This is a genomic window from Alistipes communis, assembly GCF_006542665.1.
Taxonomy (GTDB): Bacteria; Bacteroidota; Bacteroidia; order Bacteroidales; family Rikenellaceae; genus Alistipes; species Alistipes communis.
This window is the reverse complement of record NZ_AP019735.1, coordinates 2,051,312-2,071,951: the sequence shown is the minus strand read 5'-3', so window position 1 is coordinate 2,071,951 and position 20,640 is coordinate 2,051,312. Positions and strand designations below refer to the sequence as shown.

At 63.5% G+C, this 20,640-nt stretch carries 19 protein-coding genes; 15 read left to right on the top strand and 4 right to left on the bottom strand.

What is annotated here, in order from left to right; genetic code table 11:
• The first annotated feature begins 152 nt into the window (after window positions 1–152).
• The 9 genes from FMF02_RS08525 to argH all read left to right on the top strand — a co-directional run bounded on the left by FMF02_RS08525 (window position 153) and on the right by argH (window position 10,188).
• Window positions 153–1,073, top strand: a complete 921-nt coding sequence (locus FMF02_RS08525; RefSeq protein ID WP_019130189.1) for a helix-turn-helix domain-containing protein — start codon at window positions 153–155, stop codon at window positions 1,071–1,073.
• Window positions 1,074–1,746: 673 nt separating this feature from the next.
• A complete protein-coding gene (locus FMF02_RS08520) occupies window positions 1,747–2,370 on the top strand; it encodes a GNAT family N-acetyltransferase (protein ID WP_026074849.1) in 624 nt (207 codons plus the stop codon).
• Between the two features lie 22 nt (window positions 2,371–2,392).
• Window positions 2,393–3,604, top strand: coding sequence for an argininosuccinate synthase (locus FMF02_RS08515; RefSeq protein WP_019130191.1), 1,212 nt, complete (start codon window positions 2,393–2,395; stop codon window positions 3,602–3,604).
• Window positions 3,601–4,560: an N-acetyl-gamma-glutamyl-phosphate reductase gene (gene argC, locus FMF02_RS08510; RefSeq protein WP_141412842.1), complete on the top strand. Its 960-nt coding sequence runs from the start codon at window positions 3,601–3,603 to the stop codon at window positions 4,558–4,560. Before FMF02_RS08515 ends, argC begins: the two co-directional genes overlap by 4 nt.
• Before the next feature lie 352 nt (window positions 4,561–4,912).
• The gene (locus tag FMF02_RS08505) at window positions 4,913–6,046 is read left to right on the top strand and encodes an aspartate aminotransferase family protein (protein WP_019130193.1); all 1,134 of its coding nucleotides are present in this window, start codon (window positions 4,913–4,915) and stop codon (window positions 6,044–6,046) included.
• A 15-nt stretch (window positions 6,047–6,061) separates the two neighbouring features.
• The gene (locus tag FMF02_RS08500) at window positions 6,062–7,018 is read left to right on the top strand and encodes an N-acetylornithine carbamoyltransferase (RefSeq protein WP_141412841.1); all 957 of its coding nucleotides are present in this window, start codon (window positions 6,062–6,064) and stop codon (window positions 7,016–7,018) included.
• Window positions 7,019–7,020: 2 nt separating this feature from the next.
• Complete coding sequence (argB, locus tag FMF02_RS08495; RefSeq protein WP_019130195.1) at window positions 7,021–7,797, top strand: acetylglutamate kinase; 777 nt, start codon at window positions 7,021–7,023, stop codon at window positions 7,795–7,797.
• A gap of 22 nt (window positions 7,798–7,819) precedes the next feature.
• Entirely contained in the window at window positions 7,820–8,890 is a 1,071-nt protein-coding gene (locus FMF02_RS08490; RefSeq protein WP_141412840.1) for a M20 family metallo-hydrolase, read from the top strand.
• A 2-nt stretch (window positions 8,891–8,892) separates the two neighbouring features.
• The gene (gene argH / locus FMF02_RS08485; protein ID WP_141412839.1) at window positions 8,893–10,188 is read left to right on the top strand and encodes an argininosuccinate lyase; all 1,296 of its coding nucleotides are present in this window, start codon (window positions 8,893–8,895) and stop codon (window positions 10,186–10,188) included.
• A gap of 145 nt (window positions 10,189–10,333) precedes the next feature.
• Here argH and rbsK read toward each other — a convergent pair whose 3' ends face one another.
• A complete protein-coding gene (rbsK, locus tag FMF02_RS08480; RefSeq protein WP_141412838.1) occupies window positions 10,334–11,251 on the bottom strand; it encodes a ribokinase in 918 nt (305 codons plus the stop codon).
• Between the two features lie 216 nt (window positions 11,252–11,467).
• Here rbsK and FMF02_RS08475 point away from each other — a divergent pair, with 216 nt between their 5' ends.
• The 5 genes from FMF02_RS08475 to FMF02_RS08455 all read left to right on the top strand — a co-directional run bounded on the left by FMF02_RS08475 (window position 11,468) and on the right by FMF02_RS08455 (window position 17,429).
• Entirely contained in the window at window positions 11,468–12,475 is a 1,008-nt protein-coding gene (locus FMF02_RS08475; protein ID WP_019130199.1) for a LacI family DNA-binding transcriptional regulator, read from the top strand.
• A gap of 97 nt (window positions 12,476–12,572) precedes the next feature.
• Window positions 12,573–14,114: an arylsulfatase gene (locus tag FMF02_RS08470; RefSeq protein ID WP_141412837.1), complete on the top strand. Its 1,542-nt coding sequence runs from the start codon at window positions 12,573–12,575 to the stop codon at window positions 14,112–14,114.
• A 104-nt stretch (window positions 14,115–14,218) separates the two neighbouring features.
• Entirely contained in the window at window positions 14,219–15,460 is a 1,242-nt protein-coding gene (locus FMF02_RS08465; protein ID WP_141412836.1) for an anaerobic sulfatase-maturation protein, read from the top strand.
• A gap of 46 nt (window positions 15,461–15,506) precedes the next feature.
• On the top strand, window positions 15,507–16,334 hold the full coding sequence (locus tag FMF02_RS08460) for a glycerophosphodiester phosphodiesterase (RefSeq protein WP_141412835.1): 828 nt from the start codon (window positions 15,507–15,509) through the stop codon (window positions 16,332–16,334).
• Window positions 16,335–16,601: 267 nt separating this feature from the next.
• The gene (locus tag FMF02_RS08455) at window positions 16,602–17,429 is read left to right on the top strand and encodes a glycerophosphodiester phosphodiesterase (RefSeq protein ID WP_141412834.1); all 828 of its coding nucleotides are present in this window, start codon (window positions 16,602–16,604) and stop codon (window positions 17,427–17,429) included.
• An 83-nt stretch (window positions 17,430–17,512) separates the two neighbouring features.
• Here the strand turns inward: FMF02_RS08455 and FMF02_RS08450 are convergent, their stop codons facing one another.
• The 3 genes from FMF02_RS08450 to FMF02_RS08440 are packed head-to-tail and all read right to left on the bottom strand — an operon-like array spanning window position 17,513 to window position 19,548.
• Window positions 17,513–17,869, bottom strand: coding sequence for a putative quinol monooxygenase (locus FMF02_RS08450; RefSeq protein WP_141412833.1), 357 nt, complete (start codon window positions 17,867–17,869; stop codon window positions 17,513–17,515).
• Between the two features lie 43 nt (window positions 17,870–17,912).
• Window positions 17,913–18,938, bottom strand: coding sequence for a glycosyltransferase family 9 protein (locus FMF02_RS08445; RefSeq protein WP_244611552.1), 1,026 nt, complete (start codon window positions 18,936–18,938; stop codon window positions 17,913–17,915).
• A gap of 4 nt (window positions 18,939–18,942) precedes the next feature.
• Window positions 18,943–19,548: a DUF4254 domain-containing protein gene (locus tag FMF02_RS08440; protein WP_019130206.1), complete on the bottom strand. Its 606-nt coding sequence runs from the start codon at window positions 19,546–19,548 to the stop codon at window positions 18,943–18,945.
• Window positions 19,549–19,626: 78 nt separating this feature from the next.
• Between FMF02_RS08440 and FMF02_RS08435 the strand changes: the two genes are divergently transcribed.
• Window positions 19,627–20,625, top strand: a complete 999-nt coding sequence (locus FMF02_RS08435; protein ID WP_141412829.1) for a glucosaminidase domain-containing protein — start codon at window positions 19,627–19,629, stop codon at window positions 20,623–20,625.
• Window positions 20,626–20,640: the final 15 nt, after the last annotated feature.

The window sequence follows — 20,640 nt, the reverse complement described above, 5'->3', positions numbered from 1 at the left end:
CGATTTCTGTTTTTGATTTAAAGATTATACAAACGGCATCCGTGCGATTTCGATTTTTGACCTAATTGTTATATAAAAACACAGGAGGCGGACAACGGTCCGATAAATTATCTATCTTTACCTCTGAAACCCACTCCGAACCTCTCCGACCGATGGAAACCTCCGCTCACATCAAGTATCTGCTCGCCAACGAGCAGGACAACCGCTGGGGCGTCGTCGTCACGACAACCGGCTATCAGATCATCGAACCGCAAACCTCCTACCCGCCGTCAAACCATCCTGTCCGCTACCTCTTTTCGGTCGAAAAGGGACGGCTGCTCAACGAGTACCAGCTGATCTACATCTCGCGCGGCGACGGGCAGTTCGTGTCGGCTTCGCACAAGGAGACCTCCTTCGAGGGCGGCGGCAAGTTCATCCTGCTCTTCCCCGGCGAGTGGCACAGCTACCGCCCCTCGCCCAAGACCGGCTGGCACGAGTACTGGATCGGATTCACCGGCCCCGACATCGACCGCAAGGTCGGCGCGAAGTTCCTCGACCCGCACCGGCCGCTTTTCAACGTCGGTTATCACGAGGATATCATCAATCTCTACAAACTGGCGTTGCGCACGGCGCAGGAGCAGGGCAGCGGCTTCCAGCAGATTCTGGCCGGCATCGTCAACCTGCTGCTGGGATTCGCCTACGCCGAGCACATGCAGACCGCACTCGAAGACATGCAGGTCGCCGCACAGCTCAACGAGGCGAAGATCATCATGCAGGACAACTTCAACCGCAACCTCTCCTGCCAGGAGGTCGCCGCGCGCATCTGCATGAGCTACTCGCGGTTCCGCCGGCTCTTCCGGCAGTACGTCGGGTTCGCCCCGGCGCAATATCTGCTGGAACTGAAAATCAACAAGAGCAAGGAACTGCTGACCAATTCGGCGCTCACCTGCCAGGAGATCGCCTTCGAGAGCGGATTCGAATACCCCTCGCATTTCAACATCGCCTTCAAGAAGAAGACGGGCATCACCCCCAACCAGTACCGCGACCTGACGCAGGGCCGGTTGCAGGAGATTCCCGATTCGATCCATTTGTAAAGGAGCCGTCCGCATCGTCTGCGACTCTCCGAACCGTACCTGCACGCCCCTTTCCGATGAGCCGGAACCGCGGGAAAACGCCCGCGTCCTTACCCTGCCGGGCCGCCGGCACCTCTCGAAACCGTCGCGGCGACGCTGCGTTCGACGATCCGCCCGCCTCCCGGGAAAAGCGGCGCGGTCTGCTGCCGCGCAAACCCTGCGATTTCCGACGTTCGCGGACATACGCAGCGGATGCACCGGCAGGGGAACGGATCGGTTTCGCGCCGCTGCTTTTTTCGATGGAAAAAAGACCCCGATCCATCGTGATCGTCCAGCGAGGCGGACGGCGGACTCCCTACATACATTCCCGCTCCGCGATCCTCTCCGGCTCTTTCTCCGAAAAGAAAATGCGAACGGAATTTTCCGCGGAAGGGAGAGGCCGCGGAAACCGGCCGAAACGGCGGGCCTCCGCCCGCGAAGCGTCCCGCGGCGGTTCGCGTCTCCGGCGCCTCGCTCCGGCCGGCAGGGACGGAACGGATGCCCCGATTTTCGGTCGCCGAGCCGAAAGCGCCCCCGATCCGCGATATTTTCCGGCCGAAGGCGACAAGTTTGGAATATTTCCCTTAACTTTGCCGGAACGTAACTCAACAGTCAGGTTAGTAAACTATTATTATTTTTACCATTTTAGCAAGACATGGGAATGAATTCGATTCACGTGGTATTTGCCGAGGAGGATCATGCGAAGTTCGCCGACGAAATCTGTCGGCTGATCTACGAATCGGCATTGCAGCGTGGCACCGGCATCGCCAAGCGTTCGCCGGAGTACATTGCCTCCAAGATCAAGGGAGGCAAGGCCGTGGTCGCCCTCGACGGCGACCGGCTGGTCGGATTTAGCTACATCGAGTGCTGGGAGCACGGCGATTATGTAGCGACTTCTGGTCTGATCGTGAGTCCCGACTACCGCCACATGGGTTTGGCGGCGCGGATCAAGGAGAAGACCTTCGAACTAGCCCGACGACGATTCCCGTATGCTAAGATATTCAGTATCACGACATCGCTTCCGGTCATGAAGCTCAATTCGCGGCTGGGGTACGTGCCCGTGACCTTTTCGGAGCTGACCGACGACGAGACCTTCTGGAAGGGGTGCGAAGGGTGCTGCAACTACGACATCCTCCAACGCAACCACCGCCGCATGTGCCTCTGTACGGGGATGCTCTACGACCCGAAGCAGCCGCGTCGGGAGCATTCGCGTCTGGCGCCCTACCGGATGGCGTTCCGGAACTGGCTGAAAAAGGTGTTCAGCCTCAAAAAGAAGTAGAAAATCAAAAAACGGAAATAGCATGAAAAAGGAAAAAGTCGTACTGGCGTTCAGCGGGGGTCTCGATACCTCGTTCTGTGTGAAATACCTCTCCGAGGAGAAGGGCTACGAGGTGCATACCGCCATCGCCAACACGGGCGGCTTCTCGCCCGCCGAACTGAAAGTCATCGAGCAGAAGGCGCTCGCGCTGGGCGCCGCGAGCCACGTCACGCTCGACATCGAACAGGAGTATTACGAGAAGAGCATCAAATACATGGTCTTCGGCAATATCCTGCGCAACGGCACCTATCCCATTTCGGTCAGCTCGGAGCGTATCTTCCAGGCCATCGCCATCATCGAGTACGCCAAGAAGATCGGCGCCGACTATGTGGCCCACGGTTCGACGGGCGCCGGCAACGACCAGGTGCGTTTCGACCTGACGTTCCAGATTCTGGCCCCCGAAATCGGCATCATCACCCCCACGCGCGACATGACGCTCACGCGCGAGTACGAGATCGACTACCTGAAAAAACACGGCTACGAGGCCGATTTCAAGAAGCTGGAATACTCGATCAACAAGGGGCTGTGGGGCACCTCGATCGGCGGCAAGGAGACGTTGCACTCCGAGGAGACGCTGCCCGAGGAGGCCTACCCCTCGCAGGTGACCGAACACGAGCCGCGCACGCTGCGCATCGCCTTCGAGCGGGGTGAGATCGCCGCCGTCGACGGCAAGCCCTACGCCGACAAGGTCGAGGCGATCCGCGCCGTGGAGGCCATCGGCGCGAAGTACGGCATCGGCCGCGACATGCACATCGGCGACACGATCATCGGCATCAAGGGCCGCGTGGGCTTCGAGGCCGCCGCGCCGATGCTCATCATCGCCGCGCACAAGATGCTCGAAAAGCATACGCTCACCAAGTGGCAGCTCTACTGGAAGGATCAGCTTTCGACGTGGTACGGCATGTTCCTCCACGAGGCGCAGTACCTCGAACCCGTGATGCGCGACATCGAGCGCTTCCTCGACCATTCGCAGGAGAACGTGACGGGCGAAGTGGAACTGACGCTGCGTCCCTACGGCTATACGCTCGTGGGCGTGCAGTCGCCGCTGGACCTGATGAAGACCGATTTCGGCGAGTACGGCGAAGTCAACAAGGCGTGGACGGCCGACGACGTGAAGGGCTTCACGAAGATTCTGGGCAACCAGATGAAGATCTACTACAACGTGCAGGCACGTAACGGCAAGGCGAAGAAATGAGGGTCGGCGTCATCGGCGGCGCCGGCTACACGGCCGGCGAACTGCTGCGGCTGCTGGTGAATCATCCGGCGGCCGAGATCGCATTCGTCCACAGCGACAGCAACGCGGGCAACGCCCTCGGCGACGTGCACGGCGGGCTGCTGGGCGAGACCGACCTGCGTTTCACGGCGGAATACGATCTGGGGGCGATCGACGTGCTGTTCCTCTGCTCGGCGCACGGCCGGAGCCGCGAGTTCCTCGCGGCGAACGCCCTGCCCGAAGGGTTGCGGATCGTCGATCTGGCGCAGGATTTCCGCGACGAGTCGGAGGGTTTCGTCTACGGACTTCCCGAACTGAACCGCGACCGCATCCGTGCGGCGCGGCGCGTGGCCAATCCCGGCTGCTTCGCCACGGCGATCCAGCTGGCGCTGCTGCCGCTGGCCCGTGAGGGATTGTTGCGGGAGGAGGTGCACGCGACGGCCGTCACGGGTTCGACGGGTGCGGGGGTGAAACCTTCGGCCACGACCCATTTCAGCTGGCGGACGGACAACATCTCGGTCTACAAGGCCTTCACGCACCAGCACCTCTCGGAGATCGGCCGCACGCTCGGCGCGATGCAGGGGGGCGCGGCGCCCGAAATCAACTTCGTGCCGATGCGCGGCGACTTCGCCCGCGGCATTCTGGCCAGCGTCTACACCGACTGCGACCTTCGGCAGGAGGAGGCCGAGGCATTGTACCGCGACTTTTATGCGGATGCGGCCTTCACCTTCGTGGCCGATCGGCCGATCGACCTCAAACAGGCGGTCAACACCAACAAGGCGGTGGTGCAGGTAGCCAAATACGGCCGCAAGCTGCATATCGTCTCGGCGATCGACAACCTGCTCAAAGGGGCTTCGGGGCAGGCCGTGCAGAACATGAACCTGCTCTTCGGGCTCGACGAGCGCGAGGGGCTGCGGCTCAAAGCGAGCGCATTCTGACGCCGGGCGCCAGGGCCGAGAATTAAGAACCGAATTCCCCCCCCCTGCGGTCGGCCGCGTGTCGCAGCCTGCGGAGGGGAGCCATGGCGAGCCTCCGACGGCGGAGGCTGCGGCTCGTGCGGCTCATGGAGCCGCCTGTACGATGGCGGGGCAGGCGAGTCCCGACGACGGCCTTTTCGAACGACAGTCTGCGCGCGAGACTCGCGGAGGAGGGTTCGGAGGCGGACGGTCTTATGGAGAGCATGTTGCAGCCGACTTCCGAAGGCCTCTTCATCGGGCGGCGGGCGGAACATCCGACAGCGGCTCAGATGCGCGGCGGCTATTTTTAATTCTTTTAATTCGCAAGAAGAAGATGGAACTATTCGATGTCTATTCCTTATATCCGGTCGAGCCGGTGCGCGGCAGCGGCAGCTACGTCTACGATGCAGCAGGCACGGAGTACCTCGACCTCTACGGCGGCCATGCCGTCATTTCGATCGGCCATGCGCATCCGCATTACGTGCGGATGATCTCGGAGCAGGCCGCACGGCTGGGATTCTACTCCAATTCGGTGGAAAACTCGTTGCAGCACACGCTGGCCGAGCGGCTGGGAGCATTGTCGGGTTACGACGACTACCGGCTTTTCCTCTGCAACTCGGGCGCCGAAGCCAATGAAAACGCTCTGAAACTGGCGTCGTTCCACACGGGGCGGGCCAAGGTGCTGGCCTTCGGCGGAGCTTTCCACGGCCGTACGTCGGGCGCCGTCGAGGTGACCGACAATCCCGCGATCCGCTCGCCCTTCAACGCCACGGCCAACGTGGAGTTCGTGCCGCTGAACGACATCGGGGCGGTCGAGCGCAAGCTCGCCGCGCGCGAGTTCGCCGCCGTGATCGTCGAAGGCATTCAGGGCGTGGCGGGCATCCGCTGCCCCGAGGAGGGATTCCTTCGCGCGCTGCGCGAGGCGACCGAGCGCACGGGGACGGTGCTGATCCTCGACGAGATCCAGTCGGGGTACGGCCGCACGGGGCGTTTCTTCGCCCACCAGTGGGCGGGCATCCGTCCCGATCTGATTACGACTGCCAAGGGCATGGGCAACGGCTTCCCGATCGGCGGCGTACTCATCGCGCCGCAGTTCGAGGCCCGCAAGGGGATGCTGGGCACCACCTTCGGCGGCAACCATCTGGCCTGCGCGGCGGCGATCGCCGTGGCCGACACGATCGCGGCCGAGGGGCTGGTCGAGAACGCCCGCAGGGTGGGTGACCGCTTGCTCGAACGTTTGCGCACGCTGCCCGCGCTGCACGACGTGCGCGGACGCGGCCTGATGATCGGTTTCGACGTCGAGGGTTCGGCTTCGGAGCTGCGGCGCCGGCTCGTCTTCGAGCAGCACGTCTTCACGGGCGGCGCGGGAGCGCATACCGTGCGGCTGCTGCCGGCACTGGGGCTGAGCGAGGCGCAGGCCGACGAATTCGTCGCGCGCCTGAAAGCATTGTTGGAGGATTTTCATTAAAAAACGGATACGACCATGCGGAAATTTACCTGTGTCGCCGACATCGGCGATCTCGCGGCGGCGGTGGCCGAAGCGCTCGAAGTCAAGCGCGACCGCTTCGCCTACCAGCATCTGGGGCGGAACAAGACCCTGCTGATGATCTTCTTCAATTCCAGCCTGCGCACCCGCCTGTCGACGCAGAAGGCGGCGATGAACCTGGGGATGAACGTCATGGTGCTCGACGTGAATCAGGGCGCATGGAAACTCGAAACCGAGCGCGGCGTGGTGATGGACGGCGACAAGGCCGAACATCTGCTGGAAGCGATCCCCGTGATGGGTTCCTACTGCGACCTGATCGGCGTGCGGTCGTTCGCCCGCTTTCAGGACAAGACGGAGGACTACGAGGAGCGCGTGCTCGAACAGTTCATCCGCTACTCGGGGCGTCCGGTCTTCTCGATGGAGGCCGCTACGCGCCACCCGTTGCAGAGTTTCGCCGATCTGATCACGATCGAGGAGCACAAGCGCACGGCGCGTCCCAAAGTGGTGATGACGTGGGCGCCGCATCCCAATGCGCTGCCGCAGGCCGTGCCCAACTCGTTCGCCGAGTGGATGAACGCCGCGGACTACGACTTCGTGATCGCCCATCCCGAAGGGTACGAACTCGACCCCCGCTTCGTGGGCGGCGCACGTGTGGAACACGACCAGCGTCGCGCGCTCGAAGGGGCCGATTTCGTCTATGCCAAAAACTGGGCGGCCTATGCCGATCCCAACTACGGCCGGGTGCTGAGCCGCGACCGCGAATGGACGGTCGACGCCGAGAAGATGGCGCTCACGAACGACGCCTTCTTCATGCACTGCCTGCCCGTGCGGCGCAACATGATCGTCACGGACGAGGTGATCGAGTCGCCGCGCAGTCTGGTGATTCCCGAGGCGGCCAACCGCGAGATCTCGGCCCAGGTGGTGCTCAAACGATTGTTGGAGGGACTGGAATAGCTATGGAACGGATCACCGTAGTCAAGATCGGCGGCAACGTCATCGATTCGCCCGAGGCGACGGCGCGCTTCGTCGAGGCTTTCGCTGCGCTCGAAGGGCCGAAGATGCTCATCCACGGCGGCGGAAAGCTCGCCACGCGTCTGGCCGCGCAACTGGGTATCGAGAGCCGCATGGTCGACGGGCGGCGCATCACCGACCGCGAGACGCTCGACGTGGTGACGATGGTCTACGCCGGACTGATAAACAAGCGGCTCGTCGCGGCCTTGTCGGCCGCAGGCTGCCGCGCGATCGGGCTGTCGGGTGCCGACGGCGATGCCGTCACCTCGGTGCGGCGTGCGGCCGGAGCCGTCGACTACGGCTATGTGGGCGACATCGCCGAGGGGGGCGTGAACGTCGAATTGCTGCGCACGCTGCTCGATGCGGGGCTGACGCCCGTCTTCTCGGCCATCACGTGCGACGGGCGGGGAACGCTGCTCAATACGAACGCCGACAGCGTGGCGTCGGCCGTGGCGGTCGCCGCTTCGCGCATCGCGCCGACGCAGCTCGTCTTCTGTTTCGAGAAGGCGGGGGTGCTGCGCGACGTGGAGGACGAACGGAGCGTCATCGCCGAAATCACGCCCGACACCTACGCCGCGCTGCGTGCCGAAGGGGCGATCAGCGCGGGGATGCTGCCCAAGATCGACGGGGCGCTGCGCGCCGTCGCCAGCGGCGTGGAGAGCGTGGTCATCAAGCAGGCCGAGGCGCTGCTCGACGCGGGCGGCACGACGATCCGGGGTTGACGAAACGATTGCGCAGACGGTTATGGAGAGATTGAACGAATTGCAGGCCGAGGCGGTCGCACTGCTCGAAAAGCTGGTGGCCACTCCGTCGGTGTCGCGCGACGAGGCGCGCACGGCCGATCTGCTGAGGGGCCACCTCGCGGCGCACGGCATCGCCGCCGAGCGGCTGTACAACAACGTCTATGCGCGCGCGGCGCATTTCGACGCCGCGAAGCCCACGCTGCTGCTCAACTCGCACCACGACACGGTGCGTCCCACGGCGGCGTGGACGCGCGACCCTTTCGCGGCGACGTGGGAGGGCGAACGTCTCTACGGGCTGGGAGCCAACGACGCCGGCGCGTCGGTCGCGGCCCTCACGGCCGCCTTCCGCCACTACTACGATGCGGAGTTGCCTTTCAACCTGCTGTTGGCCCTCTCGGGCGAGGAGGAGTGCATGGGCGAACACGGCACGCGGGCGCTGCTGCCCGCACTGGGGCCGATCGACATGGCGCTCGTGGGCGAGCCGACGCGGATGCGGGCGGCCGTCGGCGAACGCGGACTGGTAGTGCTGGACTGCACGGCGCACGGCCGCGCCGGCCATGCGGCGCGCGACGAGGGGATCAACGCCCTCTACATCGCTGCGGACGACATCGCATGGCTGCGCGGCTACCGCTTCGAACGCTGCTCGCCGCTGCTGGGGCCGATCCGCATGACGGCCACGCAGATCGAGGCGGGGACGCAGCACAACGTCGTGCCGGCCGAGTGCCGCTTCGTGGTGGACGTACGCACGACCGACGCCTATACGAACGAAGAGACGGTCGAGATCGTGCGCCGGCACATGCGTTCGGAAGCGGTGCCGCGCTCGACGCGCATCCGCGCTTCGGCCGTCGCGCCCGAACACCCGCTGGTCGGGGCGGCCGCGGCGCTCGGCGTCGAACGCTTCGTCTCGCCCACCACGTCGGACATGGCGCTCATGGCGTTCCCGTCGCTCAAAATGGGCGCGGGCGATTCGGCGCGCTCGCATACGGCTGACGAATACGTGCTCCGCAGCGAAGTGGAGCAGGGGGTGGAAGGTTACATACGTTACATTGCCGAACTGGCGAAAAGATATTGACGATGGCGAAATTATGGGACAAGGGTTTCGAACCCGACGAGATGATCGAACGTTTCACGGTGGGCGACGACCGTCAGCTCGACATGCGGCTGGCCAGGTACGACGTCGAAGGGTCGATGGCCCACATCCGGATGTTGGAACACATCGGCCTGCTGACGGCCGACGAGTTGAAGACCCTGCTGGCGGGGCTGGAACAGATCCGAAGCGAGATCGAGGAGGGGCGGTTCGAGATCGAGGAGGGGACGGAGGACGTCCACTCGCAGGTCGAACTGCAGCTCACGCGGCGTCTGGGCGAAGTGGGCAAGAAGATCCACGCCGGCCGCTCGCGCAACGATCAGGTGCTGGTCGACCTGAAACTCTTCCTGCGCGACGAACTGTGGCAGACGGCGCACCGCGTGCGCACGCTCTTCGACCGATTGCAGGAGCTGAGCGAACGCTACCGCGACGTGCTGATGCCCGGTTATACGCATTTACAGGTGGCGATGCCCTCGTCGTTCGGGTTGTGGTTCGGCGCCTATGCCGAGACGCTGGTGGACGACATGCGACTGCTGGCGGCCGCCTACGACGTGGCCAATCAGAATCCGCTGGGGTCGGCGGCCGGCTACGGCTCGTCGTTCCCGCTGGATCGGACGATGACCACGCGGCTGCTGGGGTTCGCCGACCTGAACTACAACGTCGTGGCGGCGCAGATGAGCCGCGGCAAGAGCGAACGCGCCGCCGCCGCGGCCGTGGCCGCCGTGGCCGCCACGCTGGGGCGCTTCGCCATGGACGTGTGCCTCTACATGAGCCAGAACTTCGGCTTCGTGTCGTTCCCCGACGAGCTGACCACCGGATCGAGCATCATGCCCCACAAGAAGAATCCCGACGTCTTCGAGATCATGCGCGGCAAGTGCAACCGCCTGCAAGGCGTTCCCAACGAGATCGCGCTGCTCGTGACCAACCTGCCGCTGGGCTACCACCGCGATCTGCAACTGTTGAAGGACATCCTTTTTCCTGCCACCGCGACGCTGGCCGAATGCCTTGCGATGTGCGATTTCATGTTGCAGCATATCCGCGTGCGGGAGAATATCCTCGACGATGCGCGTTACGACTACCTCTTCACCGTGGAGGACGTCAACCGGCTGGTGTTGCAGGGCGTGCCGTTCCGCGAGGCCTACCGCCGCGTAGGCGAGCAGGTGCAGGCGGGAACGTACCGGCCCACGCGCGAGGTGCGCCACACCCACGAAGGGAGTATCGGCAATCTCTGCAACGACCGCATCCGTGCCAAGATGGAACGCGTGATGGAGCGGTTCGAGTAGGTCGGGATGCCGTCGGGACGCGGGTCCGCGACTTCGGCAATGAGAATCCGGCGAATTTCAAATTCTGAAATTCGCCGGATCTCGTTTATTTTCGACGTCGGGATCCGATCACAGCCCCGCCGCACGCTTCGCACGTGCATCGTAGTCAGACCTCCGCCAGCAGTGCATCGACCTCTTCGCGCATCGGAACGGCGCTTTGGGCGCCCATGCGCGTGACGGCGATCGCCGAAGCCGCCGTGGCGAAACGCACCGCCTCCGAGAGCGGACGCCCTTCGGAAAGCGCCACGGCCAGCGCACCGTTGAAGGTGTCGCCCGCACCCGTCGTATCGACCGCCTCGACCCTCCGTGCCGCCACCCGTTCGCAGCTCTCCGCCCCCTTGACGAGTGCGCCCTCGCTGCCGAGCGTCACCACCACGTGCCGTACGCCGCGCGCCAGCAACGCGTCGGCCGCCCGCTCCGCACCGGCCGCATCGGCTACGGGCATTCCCGTGAGCATGGCGCACTCCCCGCGGTTGGGCGTAAGCAGGTAGCAGCGCCGCAGCAGCTCGTCGGGGATCGCCGCCGCAGGGGCGGGATTGAGGATCACCCGCACGCCGTGCCGCTCGGCCACCTCGGCCGCACGCATCACCGCAGGCAGCGGAATTTCGAGCTGCAACACGACGAAATCCGCCGCCGCGATCTCGGCCTCCGCCCGGTCGACGTCCTCCGGCGACAAACGCTCGTTGGCGCCCGGGGCCACGACGATCGAATTCTCGGCCGCCCCATCGACGCAGATCAGCGCCACGCCCGACGGCACGGTTGCGTCGCGCGTCACATGGCGCACGTCCAACCGCTCGGCGCGGTAGCCCGCGAGCGCACGCTCGCCGAACAGATCGTTCCCCACGCGCGCCACGAAGGTCACTTCGCCGCCCAGCCGCGAAGCCGCGACGGCCTGATTGGCCCCCTTGCCGCCGCCTGACATCATGAAGCTGCCGCCGAGAATCGTTTCGCCCGGCGAAGGCATCCGGTCGGTCTTCACCACCAAATCGGTATTGGCGCTACCGATCACCACTATTTTTCCCATAAATCGAACAAATCGGTTAGTTAGTAAAGTTTCAGGTTCAAACGCTCCGCATCCGGCGTGCGGACAACCGCGGTCATCATCCCGCAAAACAGCCGTCCAGCTTCAACGCAAACGTTTGTGCAAGTTCTGCAAAAGTAAAAACGAAAAGTAAAAAAACAAAATCGCGGCCCTGTTTTTCACATATTTTTCTAACTTTGTCTCGAAATAGACCCGCCTATGTCGAAAGAGACCCTCATCAGCATCGCGCAACGCACCGGCTTTTCGGTTTCGACCGTCTCCCGCGTACTGAGCGGACAGGCCGCCAAATACCGTATCAGCGAGAAGACCGTCGCGCTCATCGCGCGCGAGGCCGAACGCTGCAACTACACGCCCAGCCTGCTGGCCAAAGGGCTGCGCACCAGCCGTACCGACACGCTCGGTCTGCTGATCCCCAGCATCGACAACCCCTATTTCGCCCATATCGCCAGCATCATCGTCCACGAAGCGCGGGCGAAGGGCTACAAAGTCATCCTGATCGACACGTCGGAGGACGAACGCAACGAACGCGAGGGAGTCCGTTCGCTCCTGTCGCGCAAGGTCGACGGCATCCTGATCGCCCCGGCGGGCGACGACCCCGCCTTTCTGGAAGCGACCGCGCGCCAGACGCCCGTCGTCTGCATCGACCGCCACTTCGCGAAGACGTCGCTGCCCTACGTGGTGACCGACAACCTGCGGGGCGGCCGCGAGGCGACGCAGCACCTCATCGACCGCGGCCACCGGCGGATCCTCTGCATCCAGGGCGTGCGCCACTCGATCCCGTCGGCCGACCGCGTGCGGGGCTACCGGCAGGCGCTCGAAGACAACGGGCTGAGCGCCTACGCCCGCGTCACGGGCGACGGGTTCTCGATCCGCAACGGGTACGAACAGACCTTGCGGGCGCTGCACGTCCGACAGCGGCCCACGGCCATCTTCGCGCTGAGTAACACGATTCTGCTGGGTGCGCTCAAAGCCGTGCGCGAAATGAAACTGCGCATTCCGGACGACATCTCGCTCGTCTCGTTCGACAACTACGACTACCTCGACTACCTCGACCCCGCCGTCACCCGCGTCGGCCAGCCCAGCGACGAGATCGGCGCGCAGGCGATGGAAATTCTCCTGCAACGGATCGCGGGCGAAACCGGCGGGGAGGAGCAACGGCGTCTGCCGCCTTCGCTGATCGTCTGCCGGTCGGTGAGAAAATTATAAGTTTTCGGGAAGAGAAGCTCTTTTTCACCTGAAAAGACTATATTTGCAAACGAAAAGCAACAAGACTACTAAAAACTTCCCGAAAAAGAAACCCGAAATGAAAACTTCCACCCTCTCCCGCGCACTCGTCCTGGGGGCCGCATCCGTCCCCGCGCTGACGGCCGTTTCGTGCGACAAGACGCCCGAACGCAAGCCCAACGTGATCTTCATCCTGATGGACGACGCCGGCTACGGCGATTTCGGCTGTTACGGCCAGACGCGCATCGAAACGCCCAACATCGACTCGCTGGCAGCACGCGGCATCCGCTTCACCGACATGTATTCGGCCGCGCCGCTCTCGTCGCCCGCCCGCTGCGGCCTGCTGACGGGCATGCACACGGGACACGCCCAGATCCGCGCCAACGACGAGATGACCGCGCGCGGCGACGTGTGGAACCATGAAGCGATGCTGCGCGACTCGACGCTCGAAGGACAGGCCCCGCTCAAAGCGGGCACGCCGACGCTCGGCTCGGTGATGCGGCAGGGCGGCTACCGCACGGCGATGATCGGCAAGTGGGGCGTCGGCGGCCCCGCCACCGAAAGTACGCCCAACAAGATGGGCTTCGACGAATATTTCGGCTGCATCTGCCAGCGACAGGCGCACTGCTACTATCCGCCTTTCCTCTGGGAGAACGACCGCCGCATCTATCTGGACAACGAGCTGCTGCCTCCCGGAACGCCGCTCGACGAGGGCGCCGATCCGCTCGACCCGCACAGCTACGACAAATATACGCAGCAGACGTACAGCCCCGACATCATGTACGACCGCGTGCTGCGCTTCGTGAACGAAAACCGCGAACGGCCCTTCTTCCTGATGTGGACGACGCCCATCCCGCACAGCCCGATGCAGGCTCCCGACGAGATGGTGCAGTACTACGTCGAGAAGTTCGGCGACGAAGCGCCGATCGAAGGCAAGGGGTATTTCCCCTCGCGCTGGCCGCACGCCACCTACGCCGCGATGATCACCTATTTCGACCGGCAGGTCGGCGGGCTGGTGGCCGAATTGAAGCGGCTGGGCATCTGGGACGACACGATCATCGTCGTCACGAGCGACAACGGGCCGGCGTCGAACTCCTGCTCCTCGACCGAATGGTTCCAGAGCGCGCATCCCTTCCGCAGCGGCAAGGGATGGGGCAAATCGTCGCTGCGCGAAGGCGGCATCCGGATGCCCTTCATCGTGGCGTGGGGCGACCGCATCGACCGGCCGCACGTGAACGGACACGTCGGCTACTTCCCCGACGTGATGCCCACGCTGTGCGACATCGCCGGCGTCGAAACGCCCCCGACCGACGGCATCTCGCTGTGGCCCACGATCCGCGGCAAGGAGCGCCGCCAGCAGGAACACGACTACCTCTACTGGGAATTCCCCGGCGGCAAGGGATGGGTCGCCGTGCGCTGGGGCGACTGGAAAGGGCTGCTGCGCAAGGTCAAGGAGGGAAATACGCAGCTCGAACTCTACGACGTGCGGCACGACCTGCTGGAAGAGCACGACGTGGCGGCCGACCACCCCGACGTGGTGGCCCGGATGTGGGAATTCATCCGCGCCTCGCATACCGAGCCGGAAAATCCGCTTTTCAAAATGGAGATCCCCGAAGTCTGACCGGCAGGCCGACCGCATGCGAAGGCTCCGTCTTCGCCGCGAAGGGCCGGACGGCCGAATAGCTCCTCCGAAGGGAGGTGCGACAAACCGACGCTGACACCGCAATGGACGAAATACTCTCATACCGGCAATACGTGCGGCCCTTCTATGTAATGGCCAAACCCGCGGGTGCGCGCTGCAACCTGCGGTGCACCTATTGCTACTACCTCGAAAAGAGCAACCTCTACCCCGCCGCACCCGCGCAGACGATGAGCGACGAACTGCTCGAACGCTTCATCCGCGACTACATCGCCGCACAGGCGGGCGACGCCGTATCCTTCGCATGGCACGGAGGCGAAACCCTGCTGCGCTCGCGCGACTTCTACCGCCGCGTGGTCGAACTGCAACGACGTTACGCCGACGGACGGCAGATCGACAACAGCATCCAGACCAACGGCACGCTTCTGGACGATGCGTGGTGCGAGTTCTTCCGCGAAAACGGCTGGCTGGTGGGAATCTCGCTCGACGGACCGCCCGAGGCGCACGACCTCTACCGCCGCGACCGGCAGGGAGGCCCCACGTTCGAGGCGGTGATGCGGGGCGTGGCGCTGTTGCAGAAACACGGCGTGGAGTGGAACGCGCTGGCCGTAGTCAACCGCCACAACGCCGACGACCCCGCGGGATTCTACCGGTTCTTTCGCTCGATCGGCTGCCGGTTCCTGCAATTCACCCCCGTCGTGGAACGCATCCTGCCGCACGACGACGGCCGACAGCTCGCCTCGGCAGCCGACGCCGGCGCCCCGCTGGCCGATTTTTCGGTCACGCCCGAACAGTGGGGACGCTTCACCTGCGCGCTGTTCGACGAGTGGGTCGTCGGCGACGTGGGGCGCATTTTCGTGCAGCTGTTCGACGCCACGCTGGCCAACTGGGTGGGCGAAGCGCCGGGCGTCTGCACGCTCTCGAAGAACTGCGGTCATGCGGGGGCATTGGAGTTCAACGGCGATCTCTACGCCTGCGACCACTTCGTCTTCCCCGAATACAAGCTGGGAAACATCCTCGAAACACCGCTCACGGAGCTGATGCGCGGCCCGCGCCAGACGGCCTTCGGCGACGCCAAACTGCGGGCGCTGCCCACGCAGTGCCGCCGCTGCCGCTACCTGTTCGCCTGCAACGGCGAGTGCCCCCGCAACCGTTTCGAACGCACGCGCGAAGGCGAACCCGGGCTGAACTATCTCTGCAAAGGCTACCAGCGGTTTTTCCGTCATGCGGAGCCCTACATGGACTTCATGCGGAACGAACTGATGCACCGCCGCGCCCCCGCCAACGTGATGGAGTGGGCGCGAAAACGAATGGGCGACGGCCGTTAGAGACCCTGCGGCAACCGAAAATTACGAACCAAACCCTTCGATCGAAATGAACAAGATCCGAATGATCGCACTGGCCGCCTGCATGGCCGCGACGCTCGATGCAGCGGCGCAGGAGCAGGAGATCCGTCTCTTCTCGCACCGCGGCGGACGCATGGAGCACGATGAAAACACCCTTTCGGCCTTTCAGGCCAGCTACGACGCCGGCTACCGCGGCTTCGAAACCGACATCCGCATGACCCGCGACGGCGCGCTGGTCATCACCCACGACAGCTCGCTCGAACGCACGACCGACGGCACGGGAACCGTCGAGGAGAAGACCGAGGCCGAAATCCGCCGACTGCGCACCAAGCAGGGCAACAAGGTGCTCTTCCTCGACGAACTGCTCGAATTCCTCGAAGGCAAAGAGGGCCTCTACGTCGAGTTCGAGATGAAGACCCACCCCGCGGCGCTCTACCCCGAGGAACGGCTGGCCCGATACTGCGACGAACTCTACCGCATGGTGAAGACGGCCGAGCCGGCCGACGCGCAGTTCGTCTTCACGTCGAGCGACTACCGTGCGCTGCGCTACATGCAGATGAACCATCCCGACGCCGAGCTGATGCTCATCACGGGCAAACCCTGCTGCGACGAGACGATCGATTTCAGCAAGGCCGTAGGCATCAAGCGCCTGAGCTGCACGATGGACGGCACAAGCCGCAAAGCCGTCAAACGCGCCCACAAGGAGGGGCTGACCGTCATCCTGTGGCCGGGCCAGTCGGTCGAGGATTTCATGCTCGGCGCCTATCTGGGCTGCGACCTGATGTGCACCGACGTGCCCATCCGCGTCAAGAACTGGCTGGCGGAGAACGCCCCCTACATCAAGGTGAAATACTGAGCGGACACGTTCCTCCGCCCGACACACGACCGGAGCCTCCGAAAGGCTCCGGTTTTCGTCTCCCCGCAAACGGAAGGCGTACCGGCCGGAAGAAAATGAAAGGGAATCGAAAGGAATCGGACGCCGGCGTTTGCAAAACCGAAAAAAAACGCTACTTTTGTTCGTCGCTCCCGGCACGCGGTATTCCCGAAAAGGGTGAATCCCGCCGTCACGGGCGAACGATCATCCATGACATTCGAGAACTTACATAACCTAAATTCAAATTCGATGAAAGCTATCCGTTTGATCGCACTGGCCGCCTGCATGGCCGCGACGCTCGACGCCTCGGCTCAGGAGCAGGAGATCCGTCTCTTCTCGCACCGCGGCGGACGCATGGAACACGATGAAAACACCCTTTCGGCCTTCCAGGCCAGCTACGACGCCGGCTACCGCGGCTTCGAGACCGACATCCGCATGACCCGCGACGGTGCGCTGGTCATCACCCACGACAGCTCGCTCGAACGCACGACCAACGGCACGGGAACCGTCGAGGAGAAGACCGAGGCCGAAATCCGCCAATTGGCGACCAAGCAGGGCAACAAGATGATGTTCCTCGACGAACTGCTCGAATTCCTCAAAGGCAAAGAGGGCCTCTACGTCGAATTCGAGATGAAAACCAAACCCGAGGTGCTCTATCCCGAGGAGCGGCTCCATGCCTACTGCGACAAGCTCTACGACGCGGTCATGGCCGTCAAACCGGCCGACGCGACCTTCGTCTTCACCTCGGGAGATTACCGCGGCCTGCGTTACCTGCAAGCCAAGCATCCGGGCGTCGATCTGCTGCTCATCACCTCGAAGCCCTGCAACGACGAGACGATCGACCTCTGCAAGGCCATGGGCATCAAGCGCATGGGTGCCACGATGGACGGCACGAGCCGCAAGGCGGTGAAGAAGGCGCACAAGGAGGGGCTGATCGTCAGCCTGTGGCCCGGCCAGTCGGTCGAGGACTTCATGCTCGGCGCCTACCTGGGCTGCGACTACATGTGCACCGACGTACCGATCGAGGTCAAAGGCTGGCTGGCGGAGAAAGCTCCGTGGATCAAGGTGAAATACTGATCGCCCGCCTCCGACGACAAGAGCCCTCGCAGCATGCGCTGCGAGGGCTCTTGTCATTCCGGACCGCACGGAGCGCGCGGGCGTCAGAACTCGAACCGGCTGAGCACCGACGTCTCGGAGAGTTCGCGGTTGCGCGGCGCACGCAGGCGGAAATGTTCCGTCTGCTGATGCGCTTCGAGCGACGCGGCGTCCCGCCACGTCTCGAAAATCAGGATGCGCGACGAATCGCGGCTGTTCTCGTAGATCTCGTAGCCGATGCACCCCGGTTCGGCCCTTGACGCCTCGGCAAGCAGCAGAAGGTTTTCCAGCAATGCCGCGCGATTTCCGGCCGACACGCTCATCTCGACGTTCAGGCGTACCCTCTTCGGCGCCGTGGCGCTATTCCTACACCCCGCCAGAAAGGCGCCGAGCGTCAGAAAGAGGAAAATTCGTGTTTTCATAAGATCATTATCTTTCGGCACGAGGCAATCGAACCCGCCGGCCTCAACGGCCGGCTTCCTCCGCCCGACGGATCGACAAGCACTCCTCCACACGGTCGAGAACGGCCTGCGGCGGAATGCGCATACAGCGGTAATCGCCGAACTTGCAGCGCCGCTGTCCGTAGACCGAACAGGGACGACACGGCAGGTCGAGCTGCACCACCCCCTCCGGCGGACAACCGTAACCCAGAAAGCCCAGCGCGGGATGCGTGGCGCCCCACACCGATACGACGGGCGTGGCCACCAGCGAGGCCATGTGCATCGCCAGCGAGTCCATCGAAACGACACAGTCGAGATTGGCGATCAGATCCAGCTCTCCGGCAAAACGGACGCGCCCCCAAAGCGCCGTGACATTGGGATGTTCGCGCTCCATACGTTCGGCGAAGGCCGCTTCGCCGCCGCCTCCGCTGTGGATGAAGACGCGGTCGTAGCGGGCGCTCAGTCCGGCGACCAGTCCGGCTGCCAAATCTTCGGGGTAGGTCTTGCCCGCCTGCGCCGAAAAGGGTGCGAAGCCGATCCACACTCCTTTTTTCTCCCCGAACGGATTCGGCCGTACCGGCTTCGCCGCAGGCTGCGGATCGTCGAAGACGAAGCCCAGACGGCGCAGCACGTCGCAATAACGCACGACGGTATGTTTGAGCGGCGAGGCGGCCGGATTCGTACACCCCAGCCGGAACCACTTCTCGATACGCCCCTTGTCGATGCGCGCCGCCGGCATTCCGTGCAGCCTAAGCAGCAGGCCGACGATGCGCGAACGCAACACCCCGTGCATGTCGGCCACGGCGTCGATTCCCCGCCGCCGCGCCTCGCCGGCCAGACGCAGCAACCCGAGCACCCCCTTGTGGCGGCCTGCGTAGTCGGCTTCCAGAAAATCGACGTCCAGCCCCGCGAAGAAAGGCTTGAAGAGCGGCCGCGTGAGCACCGTAACGCGAACGTCGGGGTACGCTTCGCGCAATGCGCGAAGGGCGTGCGGCACCATCGCCACATCGCCCATCGCCGAATTGCGGATCACCAGAATATGTCGCGGCAACTTTCTATTTCTTAGCGCCATAGAGCACCGGATTCAATGCCGGATCGTTGTACATCTTCATCTGTTTGTAGGTCTTCATGTACTTGCGCCCCGCCTCGATGTCCTCGATCAGCTCCTCGATCGCACGCGACAGGTCGACCTGCTGCGAGAGCAGCACGTCGAGCTTTTTGCGGCAGGCGTCGCGGTGCGCCTCGTCCACGTCGCTGCGCTGCGTCTCCTGACGCATGTGGTAGATTTTCAGCGCCAGAATCGACAGCCGGTCGATCGCCCACGCCGGCGTTTCGGTATTGAGACGCGCGTCGGACTGCGGCACGACCGCCTTGTATTTGTCCAGTAGATAGGAGTCGATGTACTCCACCATGTCGGTGCGCACCTGATTCGACTTGTCGATGCGGCGCTTGATCGCCAGCGCCTCGACGGGGTCGATCTGCGGATCGCGGATGATATCCTCCAGATGCCACTGCACCGTATCCACCCAGTTCTTCATATAGAGCAGATGATCGAGCGAACCCTCGTCGAAGGGGTTCTCGACCGGATGATCCACATCGTCGAAACGGTGGTAATCGTCGATCGCACGATTGAATATCCGGTTCGCATTTTCCGTAAACATAACTTTCATTTCATTAGTTGTAATTCTCGAAAGAAATCGCTATCTTTGTTTCACTATACACAAATGTAACGATTAATTTTGAAAAAATCAATACTCGTCGCGATTTTATTCCTTTCGGGGTTCGGCGCCCTCCATGCGCAGACGCGCCAGACCCGCGAGGAGTACATCGACCGCTACAAGCACATCGCCGTGGCGCACATGGAACGCTACGGCATTCCGGCCAGCATCACGCTGGCGCAGGGCATTCTGGAATCCGACTGCGGCAACAGCGCACTGTCGCGTTCGTCGAACAACCATTTCGGCATCAAGTGCAAAAACGACTGGACGGGACGGCGCGTCTTCCACGACGACGACGCCCGCGGCGAATGTTTCCGCGCCTACGGCTCGGTCGAAGCCTCGTACGAGGATCATGCCCGTTTCCTGGATTCGCAGCCGCGCTACGACTCGCTCTTCGTCTACCCCGCCGACGACTACCGCAGCTGGGCGCGCGGATTGAAGGCGGCCGGTTACGCCACCGCGCCCGACTATGCGCAGCGGCTGTGCCGCATCATCGAGGAGGCGCAGCTCTACCTGCTCGACCGCCCGCAGGGCGAAGCGCTCTACGCAGCGCGCAACCGCTCGCGCGCCGAGCAGGCCGTGGAAGGCTTCGAGGCCGGAAGCAGCGTGAATCCCCTGACGCCCACAAACGAAGAGCGGATCGATCCCGACGATTTCCGCGTGACGATCAACGCCTACAAGGGATACAACATCTATGTCACCAACGGCGTGAACTACATCGTCGCCAAGGAGGGCGACACGTTCGAATCGCTCGCGGAGATCTTCTGCATCTCGGCGAGGAACCTGCGCAAGTTCAACGACCTGAAAGGCAAGGCGCAGCCCGTGCGCGGCGAGCAGATCTACATCGACCGCAAGCAGAAACGCTGGGAGGGCAACGCCCGCCATCACATCGTCACCGAGGGCGAGACCGTCGCGTCGGTGGCCCAGAGCTATGCGCTGCGCGAAAAGTCGCTGCGCAAACTCAACCGACTCAAAGCGGGCGCCGCGCTGCGCAGCGGCCAGACGCTGCGCATCCGGTAGACGGTACCTTTCCAG

What these genes read in the sequence shown, in the direction of transcription:
- FMF02_RS08525 (WP_019130189.1), top strand. Translation starts at nt 153, where the DNA reads ATGGAAACCTCCGCTCACATCAAGTATCTGCTCGCCAACGAGCAGGAC.
- FMF02_RS08520 (WP_026074849.1), top strand. Translation starts at nt 1,747, where the DNA reads ATGGGAATGAATTCGATTCACGTGGTATTTGCCGAGGAGGATCATGCG.
- FMF02_RS08515 (WP_019130191.1), top strand. Translation starts at nt 2,393, where the DNA reads ATGAAAAAGGAAAAAGTCGTACTGGCGTTCAGCGGGGGTCTCGATACC.
- argC (WP_141412842.1), top strand. Translation starts at nt 3,601, where the DNA reads ATGAGGGTCGGCGTCATCGGCGGCGCCGGCTACACGGCCGGCGAACTG.
- FMF02_RS08505 (WP_019130193.1), top strand. Translation starts at nt 4,913, where the DNA reads ATGGAACTATTCGATGTCTATTCCTTATATCCGGTCGAGCCGGTGCGC.
- FMF02_RS08500 (WP_141412841.1), top strand. Translation starts at nt 6,062, where the DNA reads ATGCGGAAATTTACCTGTGTCGCCGACATCGGCGATCTCGCGGCGGCG.
- argB (WP_019130195.1), top strand. Translation starts at nt 7,021, where the DNA reads ATGGAACGGATCACCGTAGTCAAGATCGGCGGCAACGTCATCGATTCG.
- FMF02_RS08490 (WP_141412840.1), top strand. Translation starts at nt 7,820, where the DNA reads ATGGAGAGATTGAACGAATTGCAGGCCGAGGCGGTCGCACTGCTCGAA.
- argH (WP_141412839.1), top strand. Translation starts at nt 8,893, where the DNA reads ATGGCGAAATTATGGGACAAGGGTTTCGAACCCGACGAGATGATCGAA.
- rbsK (WP_141412838.1), bottom strand. Translation starts at nt 11,251, where the DNA reads ATGGGAAAAATAGTGGTGATCGGTAGCGCCAATACCGATTTGGTGGTG.
- FMF02_RS08475 (WP_019130199.1), top strand. Translation starts at nt 11,468, where the DNA reads ATGTCGAAAGAGACCCTCATCAGCATCGCGCAACGCACCGGCTTTTCG.
- FMF02_RS08470 (WP_141412837.1), top strand. Translation starts at nt 12,573, where the DNA reads ATGAAAACTTCCACCCTCTCCCGCGCACTCGTCCTGGGGGCCGCATCC.
- FMF02_RS08465 (WP_141412836.1), top strand. Translation starts at nt 14,219, where the DNA reads ATGGACGAAATACTCTCATACCGGCAATACGTGCGGCCCTTCTATGTA.
- FMF02_RS08460 (WP_141412835.1), top strand. Translation starts at nt 15,507, where the DNA reads ATGAACAAGATCCGAATGATCGCACTGGCCGCCTGCATGGCCGCGACG.
- FMF02_RS08455 (WP_141412834.1), top strand. Translation starts at nt 16,602, where the DNA reads ATGAAAGCTATCCGTTTGATCGCACTGGCCGCCTGCATGGCCGCGACG.
- FMF02_RS08450 (WP_141412833.1), bottom strand. Translation starts at nt 17,869, where the DNA reads ATGAAAACACGAATTTTCCTCTTTCTGACGCTCGGCGCCTTTCTGGCG.
- FMF02_RS08440 (WP_019130206.1), bottom strand. Translation starts at nt 19,548, where the DNA reads ATGTTTACGGAAAATGCGAACCGGATATTCAATCGTGCGATCGACGAT.